Source organism: Acinetobacter sp. SWAC5 (assembly GCF_003419885.1).
GTDB lineage: Bacteria > Pseudomonadota > Gammaproteobacteria > Pseudomonadales > Moraxellaceae > Acinetobacter > Acinetobacter cumulans.
Genome location: NZ_QUWR01000010.1, coordinates 19,773 through 45,448 on the forward strand (window position 1 = coordinate 19,773; position 25,676 = coordinate 45,448).

A 25,676-nucleotide genomic window follows, 5' to 3' on the forward strand; every position below is an offset into this window, starting at 1 on the left:
TTCTTCCTTTAATCTTTGATTTATGCGGTTTTATTTTTTAATAAATCCAATGCCACATCCACAATCATATCTTCTTGACCATCCACCATACGGCGTTTACCCAGTTCGACCAATATATCGACCGTATTCAGTTGATAGCGCTGCGCTGCTATTTCAGCATGACGTAAAAAACTTGAATATACGCCTGCATAGCCCAATGCCAAAGTTTCACGGTCAACACGAACAGGTCGATCTTGTAATGGACGAACCAAATCATCGGCTGCATTCATTAAAGTAAAGAGGTCTGTTCCGTGATACCAACCCATGCGTTCTGCTGCGGCAATAAACACTTCAAGCGGTGCATTCCCCGCACCTGCCCCCATGCCTGCCAAACTGGCATCAATACGGTCACAGCCTTCCTCTACTGCAACTATGGAGTTAGCTACGCCTAAACTTAAATTATGATGGGCATGAATACCCGTTTGCGTTTCAGGTTTAAGCACATCTTTGAGTGCTAAAGCGTTCACGGATGTCTTGCATGTTCATCGCACCACCAGAATCCACCACATAAATACATTCAGCCCCATAATTTTCCATCAATTTGGCTTGTTGTGCCAAAGCCTGAGGCGTAGTTAAGTGGCTCATCATTAGAAAACCCACGGTATCCATGCCTAAATGCCTTGCATATTCAATATGTTGCTTGGAAATATCAGCTTCTGTGCAATGTGTCGCGACACGTACAATTTTAGCCCCTGCTTGATGGGCGGCTTTTAAATCATGAATGGTGCCTATACCAGGTAGAAGTAAGGTTGCAATTTGTGCATGGGTTAAAACATCATGCGCAGCTTCAATCCACTCTAAATCGGTATGGGCAGCAAAACCATAATTAAAGCTCGAACCTTGTAAACCGTCGCCATGTGCTATTTCGATACTGTCGACTTTGGCATGATCTAAGGCCTTGGCAATGGCTTGCACTTGTGCAATAGAATATTGATGACGAATGGCATGACTGCCATCACGTAAGGTCACATCGGAAATATATAGCTTTTTCATGCCACTGCTCCTTGTTGCAAATGTTGTGCAATTTTTTCAGCGGTGGCCAAGGCTGCCGAGGTCATAATATCTAAATTGCCCGCGTATGTAGGTAAATAATGTGCAGCGCCTTCAACTTCTAAGAAGACTGTGGTTTTCATGCCTGAACGTAAACCTAGCCCTGCAATATTTAAAGGTCGATCTATAGGAATAATTTCAAATTGAATTTCTTGTTTTAAGCGATAACCAGGAACGTATGCGTTGACAGTCGCTACCATATCTTCAACGGCACGTTGAATTAAATCTTGATGTCTATATTCAGATAAAATATAGACTGTATCTCGCATTAACAAAGGTGGTTCAGCAGGATTCAATACAATAATTGCTTTGCCTTTTTCAGCGCCACCAATCACTTCAATGGCTTTAGATGTTGTCTCTGTAAATTCATCAATATTGGCGCGTGTACCTGGCCCTGCCGATTTACTCGAAATCGAGGCGATAATTTCCGCATAGTGCACTTTAGCAATTTTTGAAACTGCGGCAACAATTGGTATCGTGGCTTGACCGCCACAAGTGACCATATTGACATTGGTTTGTTCTAAATGCTGATCGAGATTCACTACGGGCACACATACGGCCCGATGGCTGCAGGTGTTAAATCTACCATACGAATATTGGGTTTATGCTGCCGTAAGAATGCATCATTTTGAATATGTGCCTGAGCAGAAGTCGCATCAAAAATCAGGTCAATATCTGCAAATTCAGGTAGTTGAACCAAACCCTCAATACCTTCATGTGTAGTTGCAACACCCAATCGCTGCGCACGTGCCAAACCATCGGATGCGGGATCAATCCCGACAACAGCACTGATTTCGACATGCTGGGCTTGGCGCAGAATTTTGATCATTAAATCACTGCCAATATTGCCACTGCCGATGATGGCGCTTTTAATTTTTTTCATCTTCTTGCTCTTATCGATATGTATTTTGATAGATGTTTAGTTCTGCGTTTTAGATCAATTCACAACGAACCGTGCCTAATGCACCGATCTGTGCTTCAAGCACATCGCCTTTTTGTATGCTAACCATTGGCCCTAAAGCACCCGAGAGAATCACTTCACCTGCTTTCAGGCTTTGTCCTTGTTCAGCCATGGTACAGGCCAACCACCAAGCAGCACGTAATGGATTGCCTAAACAAGCTGAACCTTGCCCAGTAGAAACTACTTCACCATTTTTAAGCAGCTGCATGGGTAATTCGACAAAATTGACATCCGTCAGTGCAATGGGTTGCTGAGACAAGACATACAACCCACAGGAAGCATTATCAGCAATGGTATCTGCCAAGCTGATATTCCAATTCTCAATCACACTGTCGACAATTTCGATGGCGGCTAAAGCATGCCCCATACAACTCAAAAATTCAGTCCATGATGGGCGATGTACTGGCAAGTCTTTGGCTACAATAAAGGCCACTTCTGCTTCTGCCTTGGGTTGAAGCAGCCGAGCACTTGGAATTTGGTCTTGATCCAGATATTTCATATCATCGAAAAGCATGCCGAAATCAGGTTGATCTACACCGAGTTGGGTCTGTACGGCTTTTGAAGTCAGACCAATTTTTTTGCCTACGATGCGTTTGCCATTGGCGATATTCGTTTCCGTATTCAGCCAAGCCACAGCATATGCTTCTTGCATATTTCGAATGTTAAAGTTTTCCGAAATACGGGCAATCGCTTGTCCTGTTTCACGTGCCTGTCGAATGGCTTGGGCAGCTACATAAAATTTATTGTCCGTCATGCCAATAACTCCTGCTTTGGCATTTGGGCTGCTTTTTGCGTCGGTATATCCAGCTGTAATTTCAACTGCTGAACCGCCATATTCAATTGTTCAGGTGATACCAGTGCAAAAACAAAATGATCAGGCCGGAGCAGCACAATACTTTGATCCTTGTGTGATGCTGATTTTTTCATCCACTGGGCAAAAGCTTGCTCAATATCTTCGACTTCCTGCAAATCTTGATTAAAATTACGCACAGTTAAGCCTTGTGGACGGGTGGCGTAGCTATAAATCAGTAGTGATTTGGTATTCAAATCTGCAAGGATTTTTTTCGCATCGGCAGACAGGCTTGCCGTTGGATCGCAATTGAGTCCAATCAAGGCATAACGATTATCTAAAATATCATCCAGCAAGACTCGCTTGCCGTGGGTATCTCGTACTGTAGGCTGTGGCGCTAAACTCCCTTCAGGTGAATAACGCTTCGGACGCGCCAAACCTAAATATTGACCTTTGGCATAGACAGGAGTTGGTTTAAACGCGCCATTGTCCATCCATTGCCTTAATGCAGGCACCGCTTGTACGGTTTTCATCACCGTATCACGCAGTTTAGATTTAATTGGATGGGTCATCGAGACGATATCTTTTAAAAATACCGATGAATCAATCATGGCTTTGGCATGCAAACGGCGTTCGCTTTCATAACTATCGAGTAAATGATCACTTGCATGACCATTTAACACTTCACTGAGTTTCCAACCCAAATTATGTGCATCTCGAATGCCTGAACTTGCGCCTTGTCCCATAAATTGTGGCGTCATGTGTGCAGCATCACCCGCAAGGAAGACACGTCCTGCACGCCATTGATTTGCCACCAAAGCATTGAAGGTATAAACCAGTTTACGCTTCACTTCAAAATCATCTGGATTGACATATTTCGTGAGCAATTCACGTACGGTTTCAGGCCGCTCCATATATTCAGCAGTTTGACCCTTTTTAAGCATAAATTCGAAGCGATGAAAACCGTCTGGCTGTACACAGCTCACCACAGGTAAATCTGGATCGACCACAAAATTAAAATAAGGCAAATGTCTGAGACCTTTATTGCGGTCTTTTTGCTGTAAATCGACCACCAACCACGGTTCAGGGAAATTCTTTCCAGTCATTTCAATGGCAAGTTTAGCGCGTACCGTACTGCGTCCACCATCAGCACCAATCAAATAGCGTGCTGTCAGTTCTTGCAGATCTAAATCACCTTCTGCTTCGGCTTTTCCGCCATGACTGTCACTAAAGCGATATTGCTGTGTGGCTTGGTGAGTCACACGCACATGATCTGCAGTTTGGCTAAAATTAATCAGTTCACGACCACGGCAAATTTGCACATTTGGATATTTTTCTAAACCTTTGGTCAGCGAAGTTTCCAAATAAGGCTGATAAAAAAAGTTAATGATCGGCCAACCATTTGGGCGCTGCAGCGGTTTATATTGCGACATCACCGTACCATCAGGGCGGGTTAACTGCACAGGTGTATCCACCAGCATGTCTTTATGCACTTCATCTGCCATGCCAATCGACTGGAAAATACGCATGCATTCATCATCGGTATAAACGGCACGAGCATTGCCGTAAAACACGGGCTCACGTTCTAGCACCAGCACTTGGTGACCACGTTGTCCTAAAATATGCGCCAAAACCAAACCTGTTGGGCCGAGTCCTGAAATCACCACATCAATCATTTTATCGGCTATTTTTTTTGTCGTTTTCATTGTATTTACCTTTTTTCAGGCGGAGTTTTCCTAGGAAAAGTCTTGTTCAAACTTTTCCGATTTTTTTGAAGCTCAGTTTTAAGACTTAAATCGGTGAATATTCGTCACGTTTTAAGGATTTTAAGCCACGTTGCACATTGCCAAATTCATGCAAAATGCCATGTATGGGCGTGGCTTTACGTGGTTTATGCCCCCACACACTAATCGAGGTGTGTTTGGTCGGTTTCCATGTTTGTTCATTAATCTTGATGGGGTTCCACCCCAGTTCAATTTCAAAGTCGGATGGACTTGCCACATAAAATGAAATTTCACGATCATTGGTATGTAGTCCGACATCCCAAACCACATTAAAGCCATAGTCCTTACAGCGTTGGTAAGATGCATTGACATCTTCTAATTCCAATACCTGAAAATTGACATGCTGAACACGGGTGCGGATTGGATCGAGCTGTACATTGCCTCGTGTACGTGCCACCGCCACAGAATGATGACGTTCATTTAAACGCAGGAAGCTGACATCTAAAATCACCCCATTGATTTTTTGTTCAACGCTGTCGGTTAAACGTGCATCAAAAAATTCCTGCCAAAACCGAATCATTTTTTCAGGCTTACGTGTGGTCAGTGCAACATGCCCCATTCCGCTGGCATCGGTATAAAAACCGCTGACTTTGGTGTCTAAAGGCGCATCACTACGAATTTCATCTACAAAAATTTCAAGTTGAATCTCTTTAGGGCCACGGATAAACCAATAGGCTTTGACACCACGAAATGCTGCATCCTCAGCACTGCCTTGCTGATAGCGAATGCCTCGCGTATCAAAACGCTGTAATACTTCATTCAGTACGGCGTCATCTGCAAGCTGTACACCCAAATGCGTCACATCTTCCTGTGCGCCTTTGACAATCATCAGGCGTTTTTGATAATCATCAATACGAAAACTCAAATGCTGTTCAGTACGTTCAGACAAGGCTAATCCTAAACATTTTTGAGCAAAATCAATCCACTCATCGAACTTATTCGATTCTGCAATCAAATAGCCAATTTTGACCTGACCAAAGATATTCATATCAAGCTCCTGAGAATGTGCTTGGGGTCTGTATTTGCAAATAACTACAGGTCACCGCATTAAACTGTTCGGCACGTTCCCACTGCACCCAATGTCCTGTTTGTGCAAAATAGTACAGATCACAATTTTTCATGGTTTGACGTAAAGTTTCGCCACCGCTTGGCCGATTCACTTTGTCATCTGAGCCCCACAGCACCAAGGTCGGTGTATTACAGCGTTTTAAACGTGGGTCACGGGTGAAATCCATACGGATTGCGCCTTTTAAACCATTCGGACGCTGTAAAGGTGGTGATGCAATCACTTCAGGGTCAATACTGGCTTGGTAGCGCAGTTCAATTAAGTCTTCCGATACTTGTGAACCGTCATAAACCAAATATTCACGAATAAAGGTTCTTAACTTTTCACGCGATGGTCCTTCACCACCGTAATAATTTAATAAGTGCTGTATACCTTTGGTGGGTAATCCACGTGTGGTATTAATGCCACCCGGCCCCATAAGAACCAAAGCAGTCACACGTTCAGGCGCTTCTAATGCCATGCGTAAAGCACATGCACCACCAAGTGAATTACCGATAATATGAATCTGCGGAATTTTCAGTTGATCGAGCAAACCCAGCATCACTTCGGCCAAATCACCAAAAGGATCTGAACGTTTTACGCCTTTCGTAGACTGACCATAACCTTGCATATCCGGCACAATGACACGGAAATGCTGAGCTAAATATTCAATATTTTTTGAATAATTAGATAAGCCTGTAGCACCTGCACCACCACCATGCAGCATCAAAATGGGGAAGCCTTCACCTACTTCACTGACAAACACTTTACGTGTGCCAAATTCCACAAAATAACTTTTAAGACCTTTTATTGTTTGTAAATCCATCTTGTTGTGACCTTGAATCGTTTAATTTACAAACATATTGAACAATAGTGTTCAATTTTTCAATAAGTGTTATTTAAAATATTTTGTAAATTTTAATTGATCGTTTGATTTATATTTTATACATTGGTGTTCAATAAGGATGCAAAAAGTATAAAAAATGGCTCTCAATATCGTTCGTTATATGCATAAAAATGTAAGCTTTTGGGGCGTGCAAGTAGACAGCGCTTACTTTGCCTTAAAGCCTGAATTACAACAAATCTCTAGCACAGGTGATTTAATCAAATTGGGTTTAGATCATATTCGTACTCACATCGACATGGCTGCACCAATTGACCCATCGGCTGTGCAATGGCTTAGTCCAATCACCTCCAATCAAAAAATTATTTGCCAAGGTGCAAACTACCGTCAGCACATGATTGATTCAGGCATGGACCCCGATGCCAAAAAATTTAATATGTTTTTCACCAAATCCAGTGCCTCAATTCATGTGCCTACAGGTGAAATTATTAAGCCCAAACATGTACAGCTTTTGGACTATGAAATCGAACTGTGCTTGGTGCTGAAACAAGACATCAGCACAGAAATTAACGTGAATGCGTATAACTTGCATGACTTTGTGGCAGGTATCTGTATTGGCAATGACATTTCTGCACGGGATGTGCAAATTCCAGAAACCCAATTTTACAAAGGCAAAAGCTATCGCACGTTCTGCCCGCTTGGGCCTGTGCTGTGCTTATTAGCGCCAGATGAAATGCATTACTTAGACCAGCTTGAGCTAAGTTTAAAAGTCAATCAGCAGACTCGTCAGCAGGATTCCACCCGCAATATGGTGTTCAAACCTGCTGAAACCTTGTCAGAAATGTCGCAGTTTGTGAACTTTAATGCCGGTGATGTGCTGATGACTGGTACGCCTTCAGGCTGTGCGCTGTCAATACCTTCACCGCTTTTAGTCAAAGTTTCTGCTCTTCTGCCTGAACAAAAGAAATGGCAAATTTTTATTCAAAAACAAAAAACTAATGGCCGATACCTGTGCATTGGCGATGAAGTTGAATCATCGATTCAAAGCGCAGATGGCAAGATTAATTTAGGACAGCAAAAGCATCGTATTGCCTAGAAAAACGCACAAGACTTTAAACATAACTCATTGAAAATTCGATGTTGAAATTTTAAGGAACTTTATTTTTTAACAGCATCACATCAAGGAAAACATAATGGATTATTTTTTCACAATTGAGTCTGAACTGCGTGATGTCGATATCACGCAGGCCAAGCAAAAATTTAAAAGCCCTGATTTTCACGAAGATATTTGTCAGCGCATTCCCTGTACTGAATTGGACATTCAGCTTTCAGAAATTTCTGGGCAAAACTATCGCTTAGAACGTGCTTACAATTTGGATTTAGACATCCCTGACATCATTCACAAGCTGTTAAAAGGTGCATTTCGTTTACAGCGCAATGACCTTTGGGATTTGGAAAAACTCAGTTCTGAGTCTTCACTCAAAGCCAATCTTCCAGGGATTGTCACTTTTAAGACCAAACTGCTTGAAGCACAGAACAACATCAAAATTCAGCAAGAATGGAAATTAGATATATCTGTGCCACTGATTCATAAAGTCATTGCGAAATTTGCCGAAACGGAAATTCGAAAATTTCATGCAATTGAGGTTGGCATCATCCAAAAACAATTAAGCGTTTGAAGATGGACTGAATACGCTCAAAAGCTCCATGAATAAAAAGATTTAAACAATAAGCAAAAAAATATGTATCACTCAACGGAAAGAGAATAAGGAAATAAAATGATGAAAAACATGAATAAAACATCGCTCTCGATTGCAATCTTATGTGCGGGTATTTCGACAGTACATGCGGCAGCGCTGGATCGTGCAGGACAATCTATCAGTGCCTTTTTACAAGACGGAAACTATGCAGAAGCCTCCATTGCTGTACTAGATGCAGATGTTTCAGGAAAAGTTCGCCCGATGTATGCCATTCCAGGGACAGATTCGGAGACAGGACAATTTACCAATTCAAGCACCTACTATAATGCGGCGCTGAAATTACAGCTCACTCCGCAGTTTTCTTTTGGTCTGATTTATGATCAGCCTTTTGGGGCAGATATTGGCTATCCGCAACGTGCGAATGGCACATTTAGCGGGCCAAATGGCGGTACCTCAGCGGAAGTTAAAACTCAGAATTTATCCTTCTTATTTGGATATCAGCCCAATCAAAACTGGAATTTTTACGCCGCACCTGTTTACCAAACCATTAAGGGAAATGTGGAATTACACGGCAACGCATTTAGTACACTGCAAGGTTATAAGCAAAGCACCAGTGAAGACCATGCAATTGGTTGGTTAGCAGGTGCGGCTTATCGTATTCCAGAAATACATTTTTTAGCTTCCCTGACTTACCGCTCTGAAATTGAACATAAAACGCAATCCGTTGAAGAATTTCCAGCGACTGTTCCTCTGGCACTAATTGCTTTGGTCGGTCAACAGCAAAGTGAAACTTCCACACCGCAATCGGTCAATTTAGATATTCGTACGGGCATTAATCCAAATACAGTCATTTATGCCAACACGCGTTGGGTCAATTGGAAAAAATTTGATATTCAGTCCTATCAATTTGGTGCGGTGACTGCGCTTGCAATGGGTCATGACTTGAAGTTGGTGCAATACGATAAAGACCAAATTTCTGTCGATGTCGGCCTTGCACGAAAATTTAATGATCAATGGTCAGGCGTTGTGAATGCTGCATGGGACAGCGGCGCAGGTAATCCAGCATCCCTGCTTGGACCGATTGAAGGCTACACGGCTGTCGGATTAGGACTGCAATTCAATCCAGCACCGAATTACTTTTTACAAGGTGGTGTGAAATATTTCTGGCTTGGTGATGCTATTGGTCATTCATCTTCTTTCGTTATTCCGGGGATGGAAGAAATTGCCAAAGTTGCTGATTACTCCGATAACACCGCAATTGGCTATATGCTGAAAATGGGCTATCGCTTCTAAAAAATTATAATTAAGGATGTGCTTGTAGTTTCACTGCAACACATCCTCTTTTATTTCTATCGTATTCAAAACGAAATTAAAAATGCCTACACAGTTGCAATCAAAAAGATAAGGACATCCAATGTCAAAAATACCTGAACATAATTTGAATATTGACGTGCATCATCATGTGATCCCGCCTGCTTTTGCCGCAGCTATGCAAAAACATGGCATCGATAAAGTCGCGGGTGCACCTTTACCGCCTTGGAATGCAGAACGTTCATTGGAGGCAATGGACTTGATTGGGACACAAACAGCAATCACCTCTTTGTCCGCATCTGGGGTGTATTTTGGCAACCTTGATGAAGCATGTGATCTTGCCCGTGCTTGTAATGAATTTTCTGCAGAACTTAAAGCAAAATACCCGAGCCGTTTTGGTTCATTTACAACCTTACCAATGCCTTTTACCGAGCAATCTTGCAAAGAAGCTGAATATGCCTTAGATGTGCTAAAAGCTGATGGTATTGTGCTTTTGGGCAGTACTGAAGGTGTTTTTTTGGGGAATGCACAACTTGAAGAGTTGATGCATGTGCTGAATGAACGCAGTGCGACGGTATTTATTCACCCCAATATTCATGATTCGAGTAATCAAGTCAATTTGAATATTCCCGGTTTTATTTTAGAATTTTTATGCGACACCACACGTGCTTCGGTCAATCTGGTTGCTTCTGGCGTATTAGAACGCTTTCCAAAAATTAATTGGATCTTGGCACACGCTGGCGGTTTCCTACCTTATGTGGCTTGGCGCGTCTCACTTTGCAATATGATGCCGGAAATGGCGGAAAAGACCCCACAAGGCTTTTTACACTATATCCGCCGTTTTTATTTTGATACGGCGCTGTCACCATCACCTTATGCTATGGCAGCACTGAGTGAGTTGGTCGACCCAAGTCATATTCTTTTTGGCAGTGATTTTCCTTTTGCACCTAAGCAATTGTCGATCATTCAAAAACAAAATTTTGATGAGCTGAAAGTATTTGATGCAGATATGAAACATCAAATACTGCGTAATAATGCATTGAGTTTATTTCCGCAATTTAAAATTGGGCAGGAACAAAACATTCCTGAATTAAAACAATTTTCATCAGCAAATTTTGCCACCCGCTTTAAACACAGCATGATGAAACCTGTACTGAAAATGGGTGAAAATATACGAAAAAAATAAAAATATGGATTTATTTCAATCACACATTGCGTTAAATGTTGTGGTCTATGACTCAATGTGTGATTTGCTGTTGTCGCTTAAGCGAGAAGTTTATTTATTTCTATGAACAGGTTGTGTTAATCATCCATAACATGCATCATTATATTAGCGATGTATAATTTGTCGACTAAAATGTCTGCGATATTCAACAGGTGTTAACCCCGTCTTTTTTCTAAATAATCGTCTAAATGAGCTGGCATCGCTGTAGCCGACGTGTTGCATTATTTGCTCTATAGAATGTTGTGTTTCCTCAAGGTATTTACGTGCAGCTTCTATCCGTAAAGCCAATAAGTACTGATGTGGAGAAAGCCCAAGTGCCGTATTAAAGTGACGAATCAAGGTACGGTTGGTCACATTAAACTTCATTGCAACGTCATCAAAGTTGAGTTCTTGTTTTAAATGATCAGACAAATAAATTTGTACTTTTTTAACCAACTGATCTTGATGCGCTTTGGCAATATTGAGTAAAGAATAAGAAGTTTGCAAAGCGTCTCGATGGTAAACAAAAGCCTTTGCTGTCTGTATCGCTGTTTCTATTCCATAAAAACGCTCAGTTAAATGTAAGGCTAAATCAAACCAAGCTAAGCCCCCGCCTGCACAATAAATTTCACCATCTCGGCTAATAAGTAAGTTCCTATTTAAATGGACTAAAGGATAACGATGGCTAAAAAACTCAGCATAGCCCCAATGGGTGGTCGCAGTTTTCCCATCCAGTAAGCCTGCTTCTGCCAGAAAAAAATTGCCTGTGCAGTTGGCAGCAATACTTTTTTGAGGTGTTGGAATGTTTTTTAAATACGTTATGAGCGCCGTATTGGCTTCTAGGGTTTGGATAATTTCTCGGCCAATGGTTGGTACAATAAATACATCCGCATCCATCACATCGGCATAACTATGTTTAACCGCAATGTGCATACCATTAATGCAATCCAAGGGTTGCCCATTGGGGCTAGAAATTTTCACCTGAAATAAAGAATGTACAGGGATATTTTGTATTCTTTGCCAACTTACACCGACTAAGCCCAGCATATCAACAATGCCTGTAATGGCTGATGCCAAGGCGCCATTAAATCCTAATACGGCTATTTTGATCATATCTTGTCGTTTTTTCATCCATAGATGTCAATATTGACAATCCTCAAATTAAAATTCAACTGCTAATCTTTGTATATACAATACGATTCAGGATGATGCACATGGGGCCTTTAATTCAGCTTAAAGATTTGGACTTTCTTTTATATCAGGTATTTAATGCCGAGCAATTAACAGAATTTCCGCGCTATCAAGACCATGATAGAAGCTCTTTTAACAGTATATTAGATACAGCACATGGTATCGCCTTAGACTTTTTTGCACCACATAACGCAAAAGCAGACCATCATGAACCCACATTTGATGGTAAAAAAGTCACGACAATTGATGAAGTTAAAATTGCATGGAAACAATTTGCCGATGCGGGCTTATTATGCGCACAACATGATTATGCTGATGGTGGTATGCAGTTACCTACGCTTTTAAACATGACCTGTAATGCTTTTTTTATGTCAGCTAACCCTTCGACTGTGGCCTATTGCTTTTTAACTTCGGCGGCGGCCAATGTAATTCATGCCTTTGCAACAGAAGAACAAAAAGCAATGTTTTTACCCTCCATGCTGAATGGTCGTTTTTCAGGCACCATGGCGCTCACTGAGCCCGATGTAGGTTCTTCTTTAGGTGATTTAAGCACCAAAGCCATTCCACAGGAAGATGGTACCTTTAAAATTAAAGGTCAAAAAATGTTTATCTCTGGTGGAGATCAAGACATTACTGAAAATATAGTGCACCTCGTACTTGCACGTATTCAAGATGCACCTAGTGGGACCAAAGGCATTTCTCTATTTATTGTGCCAAAAATTCGCACACATGCCGATGGCACATTAGCCGAAGCCAATGATGTTAATTTAGCAGGCTTACTGCATAAAATGGGCTACCGTGGCACAACTTCAACCGTATTAAGTTTTGGTGAAAATGATGATTGTGTTGGCTATTTAATTGGTGAGGCTGGCCATGGCCTTAAGTACATGTTCAAAATGATGAATGAAGCCCGAGTCGGTGTTGCACTTGGCGCATCCATGATTGGTTATCGTGGTTATTTAGAATCTTTAACCTATGCTAAAAATCGACCGCAAGGACGCTTACCTACAGATAAAACTAGCCACTCAAAACCAGTTAATATTATTGAACATGCGGATGTAAAGCGTATGCTATTGGCCCAAAAGAGCTATGTTGAAGGCTCGCTTGCGCTGTGTTTATTTGCTGCACGTTTAATTGATGAACACCAAGCCAATGGCAATGAAGACAGTGCCATTTTATTAGACCTGATTACACCAGTAGTCAAATCGTTTCCTTCTGCATACGGGCCAAAAGCCAATGATTTAGCCATTCAAGTGCTGGGTGGTGCAGGCTATACTCGTGAATACCCTGTAGAGCAGTGCTATCGAGATAATCGTCTCAATCCGATTCATGAAGGCACTTTTGGTATACAGTCTTTAGATTTATTGGGCCGAAAACTTTGGCAACATCATCGTCTTGGCCTAGAGTTATTGCTTCAACGTATTCAGCAAACTTTGGAGGCATCTACCTCTGAAGAAGTTGCACTTTTGGCCAAAATATTCAAAGTGCATTTAAATACGCTACAACAAACAATTGCTGTTTTGGGGCAATCTTTACACGAAGGCAAAGTGAATGAAACATTGGCAAACTCAGCACTATTTTTAGAAATAATGGGCCGAGTGATTGTGGCATGGCTTTGGTTAGAAATGAGTAATAAGGCACTTATGACTTATGGACAATCTGAAAATCATGAAGATATTAGCTTCCTTAAGGGTAAGTTACAGGCTGCACAATATTATATACAGTGGGAATTACCAGAAATTGAGCATTATGCAAAATTACTCATGCAGTTTGATATGACTTGTTCAAATATGCAGATTGATTGGTTCTAATGTAGATATTTGCAGTGGATTTTTGCCACTTCGTATATGTAAATGCATTGAGTTAAATGAAAAATTAGGATCATGAGATCCTTATTTTTATTTGAGATACGGCGTTTAAATACCAATACACATATATTTAATTTCTAAGTAGTCTTCAATGCCGTACTTAGAACCTTCACGGCCAGTCCCCGATTCTTTAATACCACCAAAAGGCGCAACTTCCGTAGAAATGAGGCCTTCATTAATTCCAACCATTCCATACTCTAGCGCTTCTGAAATATTCCACGCTCGGCTTAAGTTATTGGTATAAATATAAGAAGCTAAACCATATTCGGTATCATTTGCCATCTGAATCGCTTCTGCATCTGTACTAAATTTAAATACTGGAGCCAGTGGCGCAAAAGTTTCATCTTTGGCAACCAACATCGCTTGAGTCACACCAGATAAAATTGTAGGTTCAAAGAAGGTATGACCTAAAGCATGGCGCTGACCGCCAGTCACTACCGTTGCACCTTTTGCGACAGCATCGGCAATGTGTTGTTCAATTTTTTCCACTGATTTTTCATTAATCAATGGCCCTTGCTCTGCACCTGCTTCAAATGCTGGAGCAACTTTTAATTGATTTACAGCAGTAGTTAATTTTGCAAGAAAGGCATCATGAATGCTGTCTTGAACCAAAATACGGTTGGTACATACACAGGTTTGGCCTGAATTACGGAATTTAGACGCCATTGCACCTTGCACCGCCTTATCAAGATCAGCATCATCAAATACGATAAATGGTGCATTCCCCCCGAGTTCCATGCTCACTTTTTTCATGGTGGTTGCACATTGTGCCATTAATAACTTACCAACCGCTGTTGAACCAGTAAATGAAACTTTTTTGATGGCTGGATGTGAACTCAGCACGGCACCAATATCTCGTGAGCTACCTGTAACCACGTTCACTACACCTTTTGGAATTCCAGCACGTTCTGCGAGTGCAACCAAGGCCAATGCAGATAGTGGTGTTTCAGAGGCAGGTTTAATGACAACAGTACATCCTGCAGCCAATGCAGGACCGACTTTACGTGTGATCATGGCATTGGGAAAGTTCCAAGGGGTAATGGCTGCAACAACACCAATCGGTTGTTTAATAACAACCAAACGACGGCCTTGTTTGTCGTGTGGAATCACATCGCCGTAGGTGCGTTTTGCTTCTTCGGCAAACCATTCTATAAAACTTGCGCCATACGCAATTTCGCCACGACTTTCGCTCAGTGGTTTACCTTGTTCTGTACTTAAAATGACAGCCAAATCTTCTTGATGCGCCATCATTAAATCAAACCAATTGCGCAGTAAAGTGGAGCGTTCTTTGGCAGTCGTTTGTTTCCATGAAACTAAAGCTGTTTCTGCAGCTTCTACCGCTTGTTCTACTTGTTCAGTACTGGCACTTGGCACGCGTGCAATTTCTTCACCAGTGGCTGGATTGATCACAGCAAAATTTTGACCATCAGATGCATTGCACCATTCGCCATTAATATAAATTTGTGTTTTAAGCAGTTCAGAATTTTTAAGCTGCATCCATGTTCTCCTTAATTGACGCTAGGTGTCGCATTCATTGGAGATGAGACCCTATTCAAATTTGTTGTTCTTCAGATGAAATGAAGAAAGCAGATGGTAGTCTACACCCCATCTGCTCAATTCAATGTTTAATAATTTTATTTACATCGCACCAAATTGCTGATGAGACATATTTTAAATACTTAAATTAACGAAGTTAAAAGTTCACAGTCCACGATAACTGCGCTGTACGTGGTGTGCCTAAAAATAAGTAATCATCGCCAAAGTATGCTCCAGCATCACGCCAGTATTTTTTATTTAAAACGTTCTCTACATTTAAGCGTACCGAATGTGCATAGTCATTGGTTTTAAACTGATATATCGCGCCTAAATCAAATAAGGTATAGCTTGGCACAGATACATTGCCCAGCTTATTGGCATTTTTTCGACCGCTGTATTGCATGCCCGCCAAAAGCTTTAAACCTTCAACTTGCGCTACGCGATATGTCAAATGGTTAGCAAAGCGTAATTTAGGTACGTTCTGAGCTTGATGGCCTTCATTTTCTAAGGTATTCGTGCCTTTTAAACGTGCGCGGGTAATGGCTACACTGGATGCCAACTCTAAATTAGGTGAAACATTGCCTTGCAAGCCCAGCTCAAGCCCAAGATTATGTTGTTCACCCTGCGTGACAAAATCCAAAGCAGTATTGGTATATTGATGGTCTTGGGTTAAGTCAAACAGTGCAGCAGTGAAAAGTAATGTTTGCCATTGTTGCTTTAGACCTAACTCATATTGCGTGGAATAAATTGGGGCTAATGTTTCAAAATTATTGTTGGCAAACCATGGCGCTTGGCCACCATCACTTAAACCTTTAGCATAAGATGCATAAATATGTGTGCCTTGCCAAGGTTGATACATCAATGCCAGCTGAGGCAAGAATCGATTGATGTCTGTATCACGTAATTGGGTTTGTGTTACATCAAATGCTTGTTCATTTAAATGAAGCAGTTTTCCGCCAGCAAGTACGGACCATTCTGCATTTAAATCAATGAGATCAGAAATATTTAACGAAGTTTGTTTGCTATCTAAAGATTTATAATGATTGCCTAAGCTAACGGTTGTAGGTGTAACATCCCCCACATTTTGATGAATATTTCCCGTACCAATCCATTCATTAACTGCATCATATTGTGCATGTCTTTTGTAGGTATGTGTCAGCTCTACATTTAACTGATGTTGCCAATCGCCCGTCGCAAATTGACCATTTAAGCCAGTCTTAAATTGATTACTTAAATAGCTATCGTTCGGGCTATGGTAATCATAAAGATCATAGTAACCATTTTGGTCAAAGGTATTGCCAAAGCCTGTACTTTGGCATATTGCATCATAACATCCCCATGGAAAAGCCGAATAATCATCCACTACAGTACGACTTTGTGATGCATTGGCATAAGCATTCCATAAATCATTAATTTGATGACTAAATTTTAAATTACTGTTTAAACTGGTATTGGTTACGGGATTAGTCCAGCTTTGATAACCCAATAAACGATCCCAACTCACATCACTAGGGACAGTCGCATTGTCCAAAAGCTGATATCCCGGTACGGAGCGTTGACGCTGACGTTGTGATTCGATATCGAACTCAAGTTTTGAGCGGTCAGAAACCTTCCAATCAAGAGCCAATGAACCAAACAGGCGTTGACCAATAGCATGTTCTACATTGGGATGCATTTGTTCTTTGGCAAGGTTTAAACGGTAACCAAACTGCTGTTCTGTACCAAAAAAATCTCCCATATCTGCTGCAATGCGGTGACCACCATAGCTATCTGCATCTAAAGTCAGTGCACGTATATGCTCAGGGCGTTTAGTTACATAATTAACCACACCGCCCGGTGTAGACATACCACTTTGTATTGCACTAATCCCTTTGAGTATTTCGACTTGCTGTTTATTTTCAAGTGCAATATTTTGCTCGCCACGCAGTAAATTGCCATTCATTAAATAGCTAGAGCCAAGATTAAGGTAAAAACCACGCATGACAAAATTGGCATAGTAACCAATGGGCGCATAACCCTCACCTACAGCAGCGTCATTTTTTACCACATCTGCCAGTGTTTTAGCTTGTTGATTTGCAATAGTTTCGGCACTAATACGACTTATGGATGCTGGGATGTCAATCAGATTTTCTTGATGAAATCCTGTTAAATTTATGCTTTCTTTAAGCACTGGATTAGTTGGTGCACTAATATGAATCGTGTCTAACTGTTGTGGCTGCTCTTCATTTGCATGTGTTAGTGTAGTACTCAGTCCTAGACTTGAAAGTGCGCCTACGGCCAATAATGCTTTTTGTAATTGAGATAATGAAAAATGATACGCTTTCACAACTTGACCCGACCTTAAACTGTAGTGGTTTAATAAAGTTTTAAGACTGAAATTTAGGGCGTGAGTATTGACAATTTTATGGCGCATAACAAGTGCATTTTCGGTCAATTGGTCGAGTTTTTTAAATCTTCACTCAATCAATTTTGACATATTGAACATTGGCCTTGGTTATGTGCATCAATATACGCTTTATGAGCAAGAATCTAGCGCCTTGCTAATCGTTTAAACCGCTTTTGAAGTGAAAAGCATGTCTATTGCCTAATAACAGTACAACCGAAATGTCAGTCAAACTATGCTTAGGCAAACAAACAGTTTTAAAGTCTTACAGCTGTTTCAATTGATGCTACCAATTGAGTTGTTCGCGTAAGTTGACAACTTCACCAATGATCGTAAGTGTGGGTGCTTGAATTTCATGCTCAAGCACTTTAGCGTTAATATCGGCTAATGTTCCGACCACTACCTTTTGCTCAGGTGTGGTGCCTTTTGAAATGAGCGCCACTGGCATATCAGCACGTTGACCATGCGCAATAAGTTTTTGGCAAATGGTTTCTAGCCCCATTAAACCCATATACAGTACCAGTGTTTGATTTTCATACACCAATTCAGACCACGGCAACTCGGGAGAGCCTTCTTTTAAATGTCCTGTTAAGAAGCGAACACTCTGTGCATAATCACGATGCGTTAAGGGAATACCTGCATAAGCAGAACAACCTGAGGCTGCGGTAATACCAGGTACCACTTGAAAGTGAATATTTGCCTCGCAAAGCTCTTGTAATTCTTCTCCACCACGACCAAAAATAAAGGGGTCGCCCCCCTTCAGCCGGCAAACACGTTTGCCTTCTAAAGCATATTTTACCAATAAAGCATTAATTCCTTCTTGCGGTACACTATGGTTAGAGCGCGCTTTCCCGACATAGATTTTTTCTGCATCGCGTCGGCATAGTTCTAATATGGGTGCAGAAACCAGCCGATCATAAATAATCACATCCGCTTGTTGCATTAAACGTAAGGCTTTGAGTGTTAATAGCTCTGGGTCACCTGGCCCAGCACCTACTAAATAGACTTCCCCTTTCGGTTTTTGCCAATGTTTTAAAGCTTCAGTAATCAGTTGATCTGCTTGAGCAATATTGCCACTAAAAACCTGTTCTCGTAGAGGACTAGCATACAAGTTTTCCCAAAAGATACGGCGTTCATCTGCGGTGTTTATTTTATCTTTTACAGCACTACGCCATTTTCCAGAAAATTCTGCTAAACGCCCAAGCTCATGCGGTATTGTTGATTCAAGTTGAGTGCGTATTTGTCGGGTGAGTACTGGGGAAGTCCCATTACTGGCCACTGCAATCATTAAAGGTGAGCGATCAATAATTGCAGGTAACATAAAGCGGCAATGTGGAACGTCATCCACGCTGTTAACCAACACATTTTGGCATTCACTTAAGGCATATATTTCTGCATTTAATGCATGCAAGTTCGTGGCAGCAATCACCAACCGATATTTTGTAAGCGCAATATCGGCTTGAAATTCACGGGCAATATATTGACCTTTAGACGCGACTACTAATGCCAAGAAATCATCATGTATCGTTGGTGCAATTACTGTAATAATTGCCCCAGCTTTCACCAAAAGTTGTGCCTTACGGTATGCAATGGCCCCGCCACCGACAATTAAACAAGGTTGATGTTGCAGTTTGAGTGAAATTGGTAAAAAGTCCATGTGTATCTGTCCAATTTTGAAATATTGATGTGTCTTAAGTTATTTTTCCGTGATCCATATACATCACCTGTGCATCCAAATAGCTGAGTTCTTCTAAATGGTGTGTGACATAAATCATTGGCAAGTTCGTTTGCGCTTTAATATTTTTTAAAAATGGTAAAATTTGGTCTTTTAATTTACGGTCTAAACCTGTTAACGGCTCATCAAGCAAAAGTAAATCTGGTGAAGATAGTAGCGCTCGTCCGATTGAAATTCGCTGTGCTTCTCCGCCAGAGAGCTGATTGACACGTCGCTTAAGGAGTGGCTTTATTTCGAGGAGTTCAACCACTTCATCAAAACTAAATTTGCATACGGCAGTGTTTTGAAAACGCAGTGAATATTGTAAATTTTGCATTACGTTAAGGTGCGGAAAGAGACACGCTTTTTGAAAAATTAACGCAATACGGCGTTGGTGCATGGGCACATGTAATTGGGTCTGTGCATCATCTAACAGATGTTCATTCAATTGAATAAAGCCCTCTTTGGGCTGTAATAATCCCACTATATTTTTTAAGAAAGTCGATTTTCCACTTCCCGACGGCCCCGAAATGCCCAGCAGTTGTGTTTGCATGTCTATTTGAGCGTGTAGATCAAAAGTTGCATATTGAAAATGGAAGTCACATCGAAGCATGCTAGGCTCCTAACTTTCGTTGAAAGCGTTGTAAAATATAATAATTTGCAATTAAGGCAGACATGGCAATACAAACAGAAAGCACCACTAAACGCATGGCAGCTTGCTCACCATTGGGCTGTTGAATAAGTGAATAAATGGCAATTGGTATGGTGCGTGTTTCATCTGGAATATTGCCCACAAAGGTAATTGTTGCACCAAATTCACCTAAGCTACGGCTAAATCCTAAAATGCTACCCATCAAAATACCTGGTAAGGCCAAAGCCAAGCTAATGCTTTGAAAGACTTGTCTTGGATTTGCCCCTAACGAACCTGCGACTTGCTCTAATTCTTGGTTGATCATTTGAAAAGACAAACGAATAGGTTGCACAATTAAAGGAAATGCAACAATCATGGAGGCCAAAACAGCACCCTTCCAATTAAAGACCAACTGAATCCCCCAGTGCTGAAGCAGTTGCCCAACCCAGCCATTTGCACCAAATACAATCAGCAACATATAACCCAGCACCACAGGGGGTAAAACCATTGGTAACTGCAATAAAGCTTCAACTAAAAATTTGCAATAAAAGTCATGCCGAGCAAGTACCCAAGCCAAGGCTATGGCAAAAGGCAGACAAAAAAGCGTTGCACACATAGCCACTTTGGCAGATAAATATAAGGCGCTCCACTCTTCAGGACTTAGCATTACATCACCCTAGCCTTTAAAGCTTAAAACCGTATTGTTTAAAAATATGTTTTGAGGTTTCTTGTGTTTTTAAATAGTGATAAAACGCTACAGCATCTTTGTTTTGTATACCTTGTAGGGTTAAAGCGACAGGATACTCAATCGGATGGTGGCTATTCGCTGGAAACACACTAAGTATTTTCACTTTCTTGCTAATCATGGCATCTGTTCGATAGACAATACCCACCGTACATTCCCCACGCTCTACAAATGCCAATGCAGAACGTACATCATCTGTACCCACAATTCGGCCAGCCAAACTATTGAGCCAATTTAATTTAATTAAACTTTGTTTGGCATATTTGCCAACTGGCACAGATTCCATTTGACCTGTACATAGATGTCCCTGAAATGATTGTGAAAATGCAAACTCTGGTACAGTTTTGATTTTGAGCGTGCTTGTGCGTGGGCCAATTAAAACCAAATCATTAGATAAGAGCGTGTGAATGGAGTTTGCCTGTATTTTCTGTTTTTTGAGTAAATAACTCATCCAGTCTTGGTCTGCAGAAAAATAAATATCGCTAGGCGCACCTGCTTCAATTTGCTTGGCTAATGCAGAAGATGCCCCAAACACAGGAACAATTTTCACATCACTGTGCTTGGCTTGATACTGTGTTGCAATATCTGTAATTGCATTACTTAAACTTGCAGCAGCATATATTTTTACAGTTTCAGCGTGTGTGATATTCCACAGTACACACAACCCTATGATGAGAGTAGAAGGTAAACGCATTGGTAATTCCTATAGGATGAGTGAGCCCTTATACATAGCCATGATGTATTTAGAAATTAAATAAAAATGCCATTTAGACATTGCCCAATCTGTATGCTCTGGTTGGCAGGTACACGTACCAAACAATTGGCATGCATTAGATTGCTTAGCATATGTGATTGTTGCTTTGTTAAATTGCTTAAACGAAGGATGCCTTGTTCAAATTGAACAGACATACGTAAAAAACGCTCACGTGCATCAGGTTTTAGCGCATGGGTCATTTGCCCACTAAACCAGTTTGGTTGTTGTTGTTGATTTTGTAGCGCATTGAGTAAAGTGGATGCATAAATTTGCATGCCTACATAAACTGCAGCAGGGTTTCCGGGTAGACCGAGCAAGTAGCAATGATGTAAATTGCGCTCTGTATATTGCGCAAAAAACATGGGTTTGCCAGGTTTTTGCTTAATTTTCCAAAAGATTTGTTCAAAACCAACCTTTAGGGCCACAGGACGGACAAAGTCATAATCACCTACTGATACACCACCAGTCGTAATGATCAGGTCATATTGGTTTTTAAGTTGGTCGAATAAAGCTGAAACTGCGCCTTCATCGTCTGCTACATGAAATATGCTGACCTTTTGATTACGTGCTTTAAACCATGCTTGAATGAGTGGTGCATTGGCATCAAAGATTTTACCCGTAGCTAAATCGCTGGCCTCCATTGCAATTTCATCACCTGTAATCACCACTGCAACTTTCGGATAACGGTAAACCTGTACATGCCTAACCCCCGCCATGCTTAAGGCTGCGATAGCACCGACGCTCAGCTGTTGACCGTGTTCTGCCAATCGCTGACCTTGTGCAATTTCTTCACCTATATCTCGAATATCAGCATGTGTGGCTAAATCATGGCTTAGCACAATTTTGTCTGCATAGGCTTGTACAATTTCTTGCCGTGCAACAGTCGTTGTGTGCTGTGGAATTGCTGCACCCGTAAATATCCTTACAGCTTGACCCTCACGCAGGGAAATATTTGCCAATTGACCTGCGCGTAGTTCACCGACTAGTTCAAATTCAGTGTGTGCATGTACATCGCCTGTCGCACAAATTGCATAGCCATCGACAGCACTTTGTGAAAACATGGGTAAGTTAAGACTTGAATATACAGCTTCCGCGAGAAAATGGTTTAAGGCATCAGAAAGAGCGACCGTTTCTGTACCTAGGCTTTGCACATTCTTAAAAATAAGTGCCAAGGCTTGATCAATTGAAATTAATCCAGCTTCCGCACCACAGGCTAAATGTCCGACCGATTGATTCATTGATATCCTCCTGCATGAGGGATATTTTTTTGCACATCAAATAAGTGAACCAAGGCGGGTAAAATGGCAATTAAAGATTCTTTAGCACCTTGACGGCTCCCTGGTAAGGTAATGACAAGGCTTTGATCAATATAGCCTGCAATACCTCGACTTAAAGCCGCATAAGGCGTCCGCTTTTGTCCAAAACTTCGCGAAGCCTCCATTAAGCCGGGAATTTCACGCTGTAACAGAGGCTGAAGTGTTTCAACAGTTAAATCTTTCGGGCCTAAGCCTGTACCACCCACAGTTAAAATTAGTGGATATTGCGCTTTATGCTGTTCTACCAAAGCCAAAAGTTGTTCAGGGCTATCTGATATAACTTGATAGCTGATGTTGCTAAAATTTGCTTCTTCTAAAATTTCTAAAACATTCTGCCCCGCTGTATCTGGTTTTTTACCTGCAGCAACAGTATCTGAAAGCACAATAATAGATGCGGACAAAGCTTCTTTAAGCACACGACTAAAGTGAGATTTTCCACCTTTTTTCTTCTGCAGCTTTACCTGATCCAAACATAAGTCTTCTGGTTCACAGTGCGGTTTGAGCATGTCATATAAAGTCAAACCTGCAAGGCTTACCGCAGTCAAGGCTTCCATTTCAACCCCAGTTGGGCCAATGGTTTCGACCACTGCACTAATTTCGACATGCGCCTCAAATAGTTGATATTCGACATCTGCACGGTAAATGGGCAATGGATGACACAACGGAATTAGTTCATCAGTACGTTTTGCCCCTAAAATACCTGCAATCCGTGCAGTTTTTAGCGCATCGCCTTTTTCAGTATTGCCATTTCTTAATAATTCAATGCAATGTGCCGGTGCATGAAGTATCCCTGTGGCAATTGCAGTACGATAGCTTTCAGCTTTCATCCCGACATTTTTCATTGCATTTCCTCAATCTAGTTTTTTAAATATATTTAAAATTTTTATAAATTTATAAAGGCCATTGATAGAAAACAGGCACTTTGGCTGATTCATCAATATCTTGGCTTAAATGGTGTTCATCATGCTGATGTGAGCAGTGTGTATGTGTCGCTGTGATTAAAGATCCTGTATGCGCGTTGGGGTCATGGTCTTTACGAATACAGCAACCTTCTACATATTGGCTACTGCCATCCATATAGAATTCTTCTTTCCACACGGGCACTTCATGCTTTACACGTTCTACTGCTTCTTCACAGGCTTGAAAAGCTTCACGACGATGCGCTGAATAGGCCATGGCAATAATTGCTGTATCGCCTATATCTAAAGCCCCAACTCGATGAACCACTCTTACATAAGACACGCCGTATTTTGTTTGAATGTCATGCTCAATTTGGCGAATCATTTTTTCGGCAACAGGTGCATAAGCGGTATATTTCAATGCTTTTACCGCTTTGCCATCATGATGATTACGTACAGTTCCAATAAATACTCCCACACCACCACATTCTGGAAAAGCATGGATTGTGTCAAATAGCGCTTGGTTAAATAATTCACTTTGAATACGCGAAAAATCTTTGAGCATGAGTTTTAACCTCCTGCGACAGGTGACAACAACACAACAGTGCTATTTTGCGTTAAATGTTGCTGTCTAGAGATAATGTCTTCGCCGATTGCACAGGCACAGCGCTCTAGCATTGCTTCAACTTGCGGATAGGTCTGCACGATCATATTTAAGACCTCTGCAACTGTGGCATTAAACTCACACTCAAAAGTCAGTTCTTGAGGAAGTTGTTTTTCGATTGCACCAAAAGCTTCTATACAGATGTTTATGCTATGCATCGGCTTAGCCTCCAATCATGTGCATGCTAATTTTACGAAGACCGCTTGACTGATTTTGTGCCATTAAGCTATGAAAGCCTTGTTCTTTTTGCCAAATATAAGAGGCCAATTTACTATTTAAAAGTGTGCCATTTTGCTGAGGATAAAAACTTAATGCCTCAATATCCTGCTTGATATTCAACCCTTGCAGTGAAAATAAACAATTATAAAATTCGCCTTGCGCATTTAGTCTCAAACGGTCACAGCGACCACAAAAGGAGTTTGTAATGGTGGAAATAATCCCCAAAGCTTGACCATTCACTAAGTATTGACGCGCAGGCTGTGCGCCTTGTCCTTCTAAAATCTGTACGTTAAATTGGCTGCTTAAGATTTCTAATATGTATTGTTCGGACACGACCTCTTGTTGAGTCCATTTTTTATCGCCATCTAAGGGCATAAACTCAATAAAACGTAATTCAACGTGTTGTTGCAAGGCCCATTGCACTAAGGAAATAATTTGATTGCTATTAAAACTCTGCATCAGCACAGTATTAATTTTGAGCTTCAATCCTACTTTTTTTGCTTCAGCAATGCCTTCTAGCACTGGAGCAAGTTTTCTTTGAGTGAGTTGCTGAAATTGTGTTGCATCTAAGCTATCTAAACTAATATTTAAGTCATCTAAGCCTGCTTGTTTTAAGGCCTGTGCATATTGCTTTAAATAATGACCATTAGTGGTCATAGAGATTCGTTTTAAACCTAAAGTTCTTAGTGCTTGTAGTTGTTGTACAAAATGAACAACTCCCTGACGCATGAGTGGTTCACCACCAGTAATACGAATTTGCTCAATACCGCGTTGTACCATAAATTTGCAAAATGCGTATAAAGCTTCAAAGCTGAGTAAATTATGTTTATGCATCCATTCAGGGTGCTCAGGCATGCAATACACACATTTAAAATTACACCGATCTGTCACCGATATACGCAATTTACGCTTGTACCGCCCAAATTGATCTTGGAACGGAGTCGCTTGTAATTTTGTGATGCTATGCATACGTCTAATCCATTGCATTCAAATGCGCTGTAGATGAACAGCTCATTTGAGATGCCCTA

Annotated in this window: 21 protein-coding genes and 2 pseudogenes; 5 read left to right on the forward strand and 18 right to left on the reverse strand. The window is 41.1% G+C overall.

The genetic code is table 11. The annotated features are described in order from the left end of the window. Window positions 1–20 precede the first annotated feature (20 nt). The 6 genes and pseudogenes from dmpG to DYI81_RS08750 form a co-directional block, all read right to left on the reverse strand. Window positions 21–1,032: pseudogene (gene dmpG, locus DYI81_RS08725) on the reverse strand (4-hydroxy-2-oxovalerate aldolase). Next, a pseudogene (locus tag DYI81_RS08730) lies at window positions 1,029–1,972 on the reverse strand (acetaldehyde dehydrogenase (acetylating)). The pseudogenes dmpG and DYI81_RS08730 overlap by 4 nt, the downstream one beginning before the upstream one ends. A gap of 49 nt (window positions 1,973–2,021) precedes the next feature. After that, entirely contained in the window at window positions 2,022–2,804 is a 783-nt protein-coding gene (locus DYI81_RS08735; protein WP_117007324.1) for a fumarylacetoacetate hydrolase family protein, read from the reverse strand. Then, complete coding sequence (locus DYI81_RS08740) at window positions 2,801–4,546, reverse strand: bifunctional 3-(3-hydroxy-phenyl)propionate/3-hydroxycinnamic acid hydroxylase (RefSeq protein WP_117007325.1); 1,746 nt, start codon at window positions 4,544–4,546, stop codon at window positions 2,801–2,803. The genes DYI81_RS08735 and DYI81_RS08740 overlap by 4 nt, the downstream gene beginning before the upstream one ends. Before the next feature lie 85 nt (window positions 4,547–4,631). After that, entirely contained in the window at window positions 4,632–5,612 is a 981-nt protein-coding gene (locus DYI81_RS08745) for a VOC family protein (RefSeq protein WP_117007326.1), read from the reverse strand. A gap of 1 nt (window position 5,613) precedes the next feature. Then, window positions 5,614–6,495 (reverse strand): alpha/beta fold hydrolase, encoded by an 882-nt coding sequence (locus tag DYI81_RS08750; RefSeq protein ID WP_117007327.1) that lies wholly within the window; start codon window positions 6,493–6,495, stop codon window positions 5,614–5,616. Between the two features lie 157 nt (window positions 6,496–6,652). On the opposite strand from DYI81_RS08750, the gene DYI81_RS08755 reads away from it, so the two are divergent. The 4 genes from DYI81_RS08755 (at window position 6,653) to DYI81_RS08770 (ending at window position 10,710) form a co-directional block, all read left to right on the forward strand. Then, window positions 6,653–7,609, forward strand: a complete 957-nt coding sequence (locus tag DYI81_RS08755; RefSeq protein ID WP_117007328.1) for a fumarylacetoacetate hydrolase family protein — start codon at window positions 6,653–6,655, stop codon at window positions 7,607–7,609. Window positions 7,610–7,706: 97 nt separating this feature from the next. Continuing rightward, the gene (locus DYI81_RS08760) at window positions 7,707–8,192 is read left to right on the forward strand and encodes a hypothetical protein (protein WP_117007329.1); all 486 of its coding nucleotides are present in this window, start codon (window positions 7,707–7,709) and stop codon (window positions 8,190–8,192) included. Between the two features lie 99 nt (window positions 8,193–8,291). Then, the gene (locus DYI81_RS08765) at window positions 8,292–9,506 is read left to right on the forward strand and encodes an outer membrane protein transport protein (protein ID WP_117007330.1); all 1,215 of its coding nucleotides are present in this window, start codon (window positions 8,292–8,294) and stop codon (window positions 9,504–9,506) included. Between the two features lie 121 nt (window positions 9,507–9,627). Further along, the gene (locus DYI81_RS08770) at window positions 9,628–10,710 is read left to right on the forward strand and encodes an amidohydrolase family protein (protein ID WP_117007331.1); all 1,083 of its coding nucleotides are present in this window, start codon (window positions 9,628–9,630) and stop codon (window positions 10,708–10,710) included. 144 nt (window positions 10,711–10,854) lie between these two features. On the opposite strand, the gene DYI81_RS08775 is transcribed toward DYI81_RS08770, so the two are convergent. Further along, a complete protein-coding gene (locus tag DYI81_RS08775) occupies window positions 10,855–11,841 on the reverse strand; it encodes a helix-turn-helix domain-containing protein (RefSeq protein WP_117007394.1) in 987 nt (328 codons plus the stop codon). Between the two features lie 101 nt (window positions 11,842–11,942). On the opposite strand from DYI81_RS08775, the gene DYI81_RS08780 reads away from it, so the two are divergent. After that, complete coding sequence (locus DYI81_RS08780) at window positions 11,943–13,730, forward strand: acyl-CoA dehydrogenase (protein WP_117007332.1); 1,788 nt, start codon at window positions 11,943–11,945, stop codon at window positions 13,728–13,730. A gap of 105 nt (window positions 13,731–13,835) precedes the next feature. On the opposite strand, the gene DYI81_RS08785 is transcribed toward DYI81_RS08780, so the two are convergent. The 11 genes from DYI81_RS08785 to moaA all read right to left on the reverse strand — a co-directional run bounded on the left by DYI81_RS08785 (window position 13,836) and on the right by moaA (window position 25,617). Beyond that, window positions 13,836–15,284, reverse strand: coding sequence for an NAD-dependent succinate-semialdehyde dehydrogenase (locus DYI81_RS08785; RefSeq protein WP_117007333.1), 1,449 nt, complete (start codon window positions 15,282–15,284; stop codon window positions 13,836–13,838). Between the two features lie 196 nt (window positions 15,285–15,480). Then, the gene (locus tag DYI81_RS08790; protein WP_117007395.1) at window positions 15,481–17,649 is read right to left on the reverse strand and encodes a TonB-dependent siderophore receptor; all 2,169 of its coding nucleotides are present in this window, start codon (window positions 17,647–17,649) and stop codon (window positions 15,481–15,483) included. A gap of 343 nt (window positions 17,650–17,992) precedes the next feature. After that, on the reverse strand, window positions 17,993–19,363 hold the full coding sequence (gene cysG, locus DYI81_RS08795) for a siroheme synthase CysG (protein WP_117007334.1): 1,371 nt from the start codon (window positions 19,361–19,363) through the stop codon (window positions 17,993–17,995). A 34-nt stretch (window positions 19,364–19,397) separates the two neighbouring features. Next, a complete protein-coding gene (locus tag DYI81_RS08800; RefSeq protein ID WP_117007335.1) occupies window positions 19,398–20,033 on the reverse strand; it encodes an ATP-binding cassette domain-containing protein in 636 nt (211 codons plus the stop codon). Window position 20,034: 1 nt separating this feature from the next. Further along, on the reverse strand, window positions 20,035–20,718 hold the full coding sequence (gene modB, locus DYI81_RS08805; RefSeq protein WP_106984336.1) for a molybdate ABC transporter permease subunit: 684 nt from the start codon (window positions 20,716–20,718) through the stop codon (window positions 20,035–20,037). A 16-nt stretch (window positions 20,719–20,734) separates the two neighbouring features. Continuing rightward, window positions 20,735–21,490, reverse strand: coding sequence for a molybdate ABC transporter substrate-binding protein (gene modA / locus DYI81_RS08810; protein WP_117007336.1), 756 nt, complete (start codon window positions 21,488–21,490; stop codon window positions 20,735–20,737). 56 nt (window positions 21,491–21,546) lie between these two features. Beyond that, on the reverse strand, window positions 21,547–22,788 hold the full coding sequence (locus tag DYI81_RS08815; protein WP_117007337.1) for a molybdopterin molybdotransferase MoeA: 1,242 nt from the start codon (window positions 22,786–22,788) through the stop codon (window positions 21,547–21,549). Beyond that, a complete protein-coding gene (gene moaCB / locus DYI81_RS08820; protein ID WP_106984339.1) occupies window positions 22,785–23,708 on the reverse strand; it encodes a bifunctional molybdenum cofactor biosynthesis protein MoaC/MoaB in 924 nt (307 codons plus the stop codon). The genes DYI81_RS08815 and moaCB overlap by 4 nt, the downstream gene beginning before the upstream one ends. Before the next feature lie 49 nt (window positions 23,709–23,757). Then, the gene (locus DYI81_RS08825; protein WP_117007338.1) at window positions 23,758–24,330 is read right to left on the reverse strand and encodes a molybdenum cofactor biosynthesis protein MoaE; all 573 of its coding nucleotides are present in this window, start codon (window positions 24,328–24,330) and stop codon (window positions 23,758–23,760) included. A gap of 5 nt (window positions 24,331–24,335) precedes the next feature. After that, window positions 24,336–24,587: a MoaD/ThiS family protein gene (locus DYI81_RS08830; RefSeq protein WP_117007339.1), complete on the reverse strand. Its 252-nt coding sequence runs from the start codon at window positions 24,585–24,587 to the stop codon at window positions 24,336–24,338. 4 nt (window positions 24,588–24,591) lie between these two features. Then, complete coding sequence (moaA, locus tag DYI81_RS08835; RefSeq protein ID WP_117007340.1) at window positions 24,592–25,617, reverse strand: GTP 3',8-cyclase MoaA; 1,026 nt, start codon at window positions 25,615–25,617, stop codon at window positions 24,592–24,594. Window positions 25,618–25,676: the final 59 nt, after the last annotated feature.

Excerpts from the sequence above, each read along its gene's own strand:
- DYI81_RS08735 (WP_117007324.1), bottom strand. The coding sequence starts at position 2,804 with ATGACGGACAATAAATTTTATGTAGCTGCCCAAGCCATTCGACAGGCA.
- DYI81_RS08740 (WP_117007325.1), bottom strand. The coding sequence starts at position 4,546 with ATGAAAACGACAAAAAAAATAGCCGATAAAATGATTGATGTGGTGATT.
- DYI81_RS08745 (WP_117007326.1), bottom strand. The coding sequence starts at position 5,612 with ATGAATATCTTTGGTCAGGTCAAAATTGGCTATTTGATTGCAGAATCG.
- DYI81_RS08750 (WP_117007327.1), bottom strand. The coding sequence starts at position 6,495 with ATGGATTTACAAACAATAAAAGGTCTTAAAAGTTATTTTGTGGAATTT.
- DYI81_RS08755 (WP_117007328.1), top strand. The coding sequence starts at position 6,653 with ATGGCTCTCAATATCGTTCGTTATATGCATAAAAATGTAAGCTTTTGG.
- DYI81_RS08760 (WP_117007329.1), top strand. The coding sequence starts at position 7,707 with ATGGATTATTTTTTCACAATTGAGTCTGAACTGCGTGATGTCGATATC.
- DYI81_RS08765 (WP_117007330.1), top strand. The coding sequence starts at position 8,292 with ATGATGAAAAACATGAATAAAACATCGCTCTCGATTGCAATCTTATGT.
- DYI81_RS08770 (WP_117007331.1), top strand. The coding sequence starts at position 9,628 with ATGTCAAAAATACCTGAACATAATTTGAATATTGACGTGCATCATCAT.
- DYI81_RS08775 (WP_117007394.1), bottom strand. The coding sequence starts at position 11,841 with ATGATCAAAATAGCCGTATTAGGATTTAATGGCGCCTTGGCATCAGCC.
- DYI81_RS08780 (WP_117007332.1), top strand. The coding sequence starts at position 11,943 with ATGGGGCCTTTAATTCAGCTTAAAGATTTGGACTTTCTTTTATATCAG.
- DYI81_RS08785 (WP_117007333.1), bottom strand. The coding sequence starts at position 15,284 with ATGCAGCTTAAAAATTCTGAACTGCTTAAAACACAAATTTATATTAAT.
- cysG (WP_117007334.1), bottom strand. The coding sequence starts at position 19,363 with ATGGACTTTTTACCAATTTCACTCAAACTGCAACATCAACCTTGTTTA.
- DYI81_RS08800 (WP_117007335.1), bottom strand. The coding sequence starts at position 20,033 with ATGCTTCGATGTGACTTCCATTTTCAATATGCAACTTTTGATCTACAC.
- modB (WP_106984336.1), bottom strand. The coding sequence starts at position 20,718 with ATGCTAAGTCCTGAAGAGTGGAGCGCCTTATATTTATCTGCCAAAGTG.
- modA (WP_117007336.1), bottom strand. The coding sequence starts at position 21,490 with ATGCGTTTACCTTCTACTCTCATCATAGGGTTGTGTGTACTGTGGAAT.
- DYI81_RS08815 (WP_117007337.1), bottom strand. The coding sequence starts at position 22,788 with ATGAATCAATCGGTCGGACATTTAGCCTGTGGTGCGGAAGCTGGATTA.
- moaCB (WP_106984339.1), bottom strand. The coding sequence starts at position 23,708 with ATGAAAAATGTCGGGATGAAAGCTGAAAGCTATCGTACTGCAATTGCC.
- DYI81_RS08825 (WP_117007338.1), bottom strand. The coding sequence starts at position 24,330 with ATGCTCAAAGATTTTTCGCGTATTCAAAGTGAATTATTTAACCAAGCG.
- DYI81_RS08830 (WP_117007339.1), bottom strand. The coding sequence starts at position 24,587 with ATGCATAGCATAAACATCTGTATAGAAGCTTTTGGTGCAATCGAAAAA.
- moaA (WP_117007340.1), bottom strand. The coding sequence starts at position 25,617 with ATGCATAGCATCACAAAATTACAAGCGACTCCGTTCCAAGATCAATTT.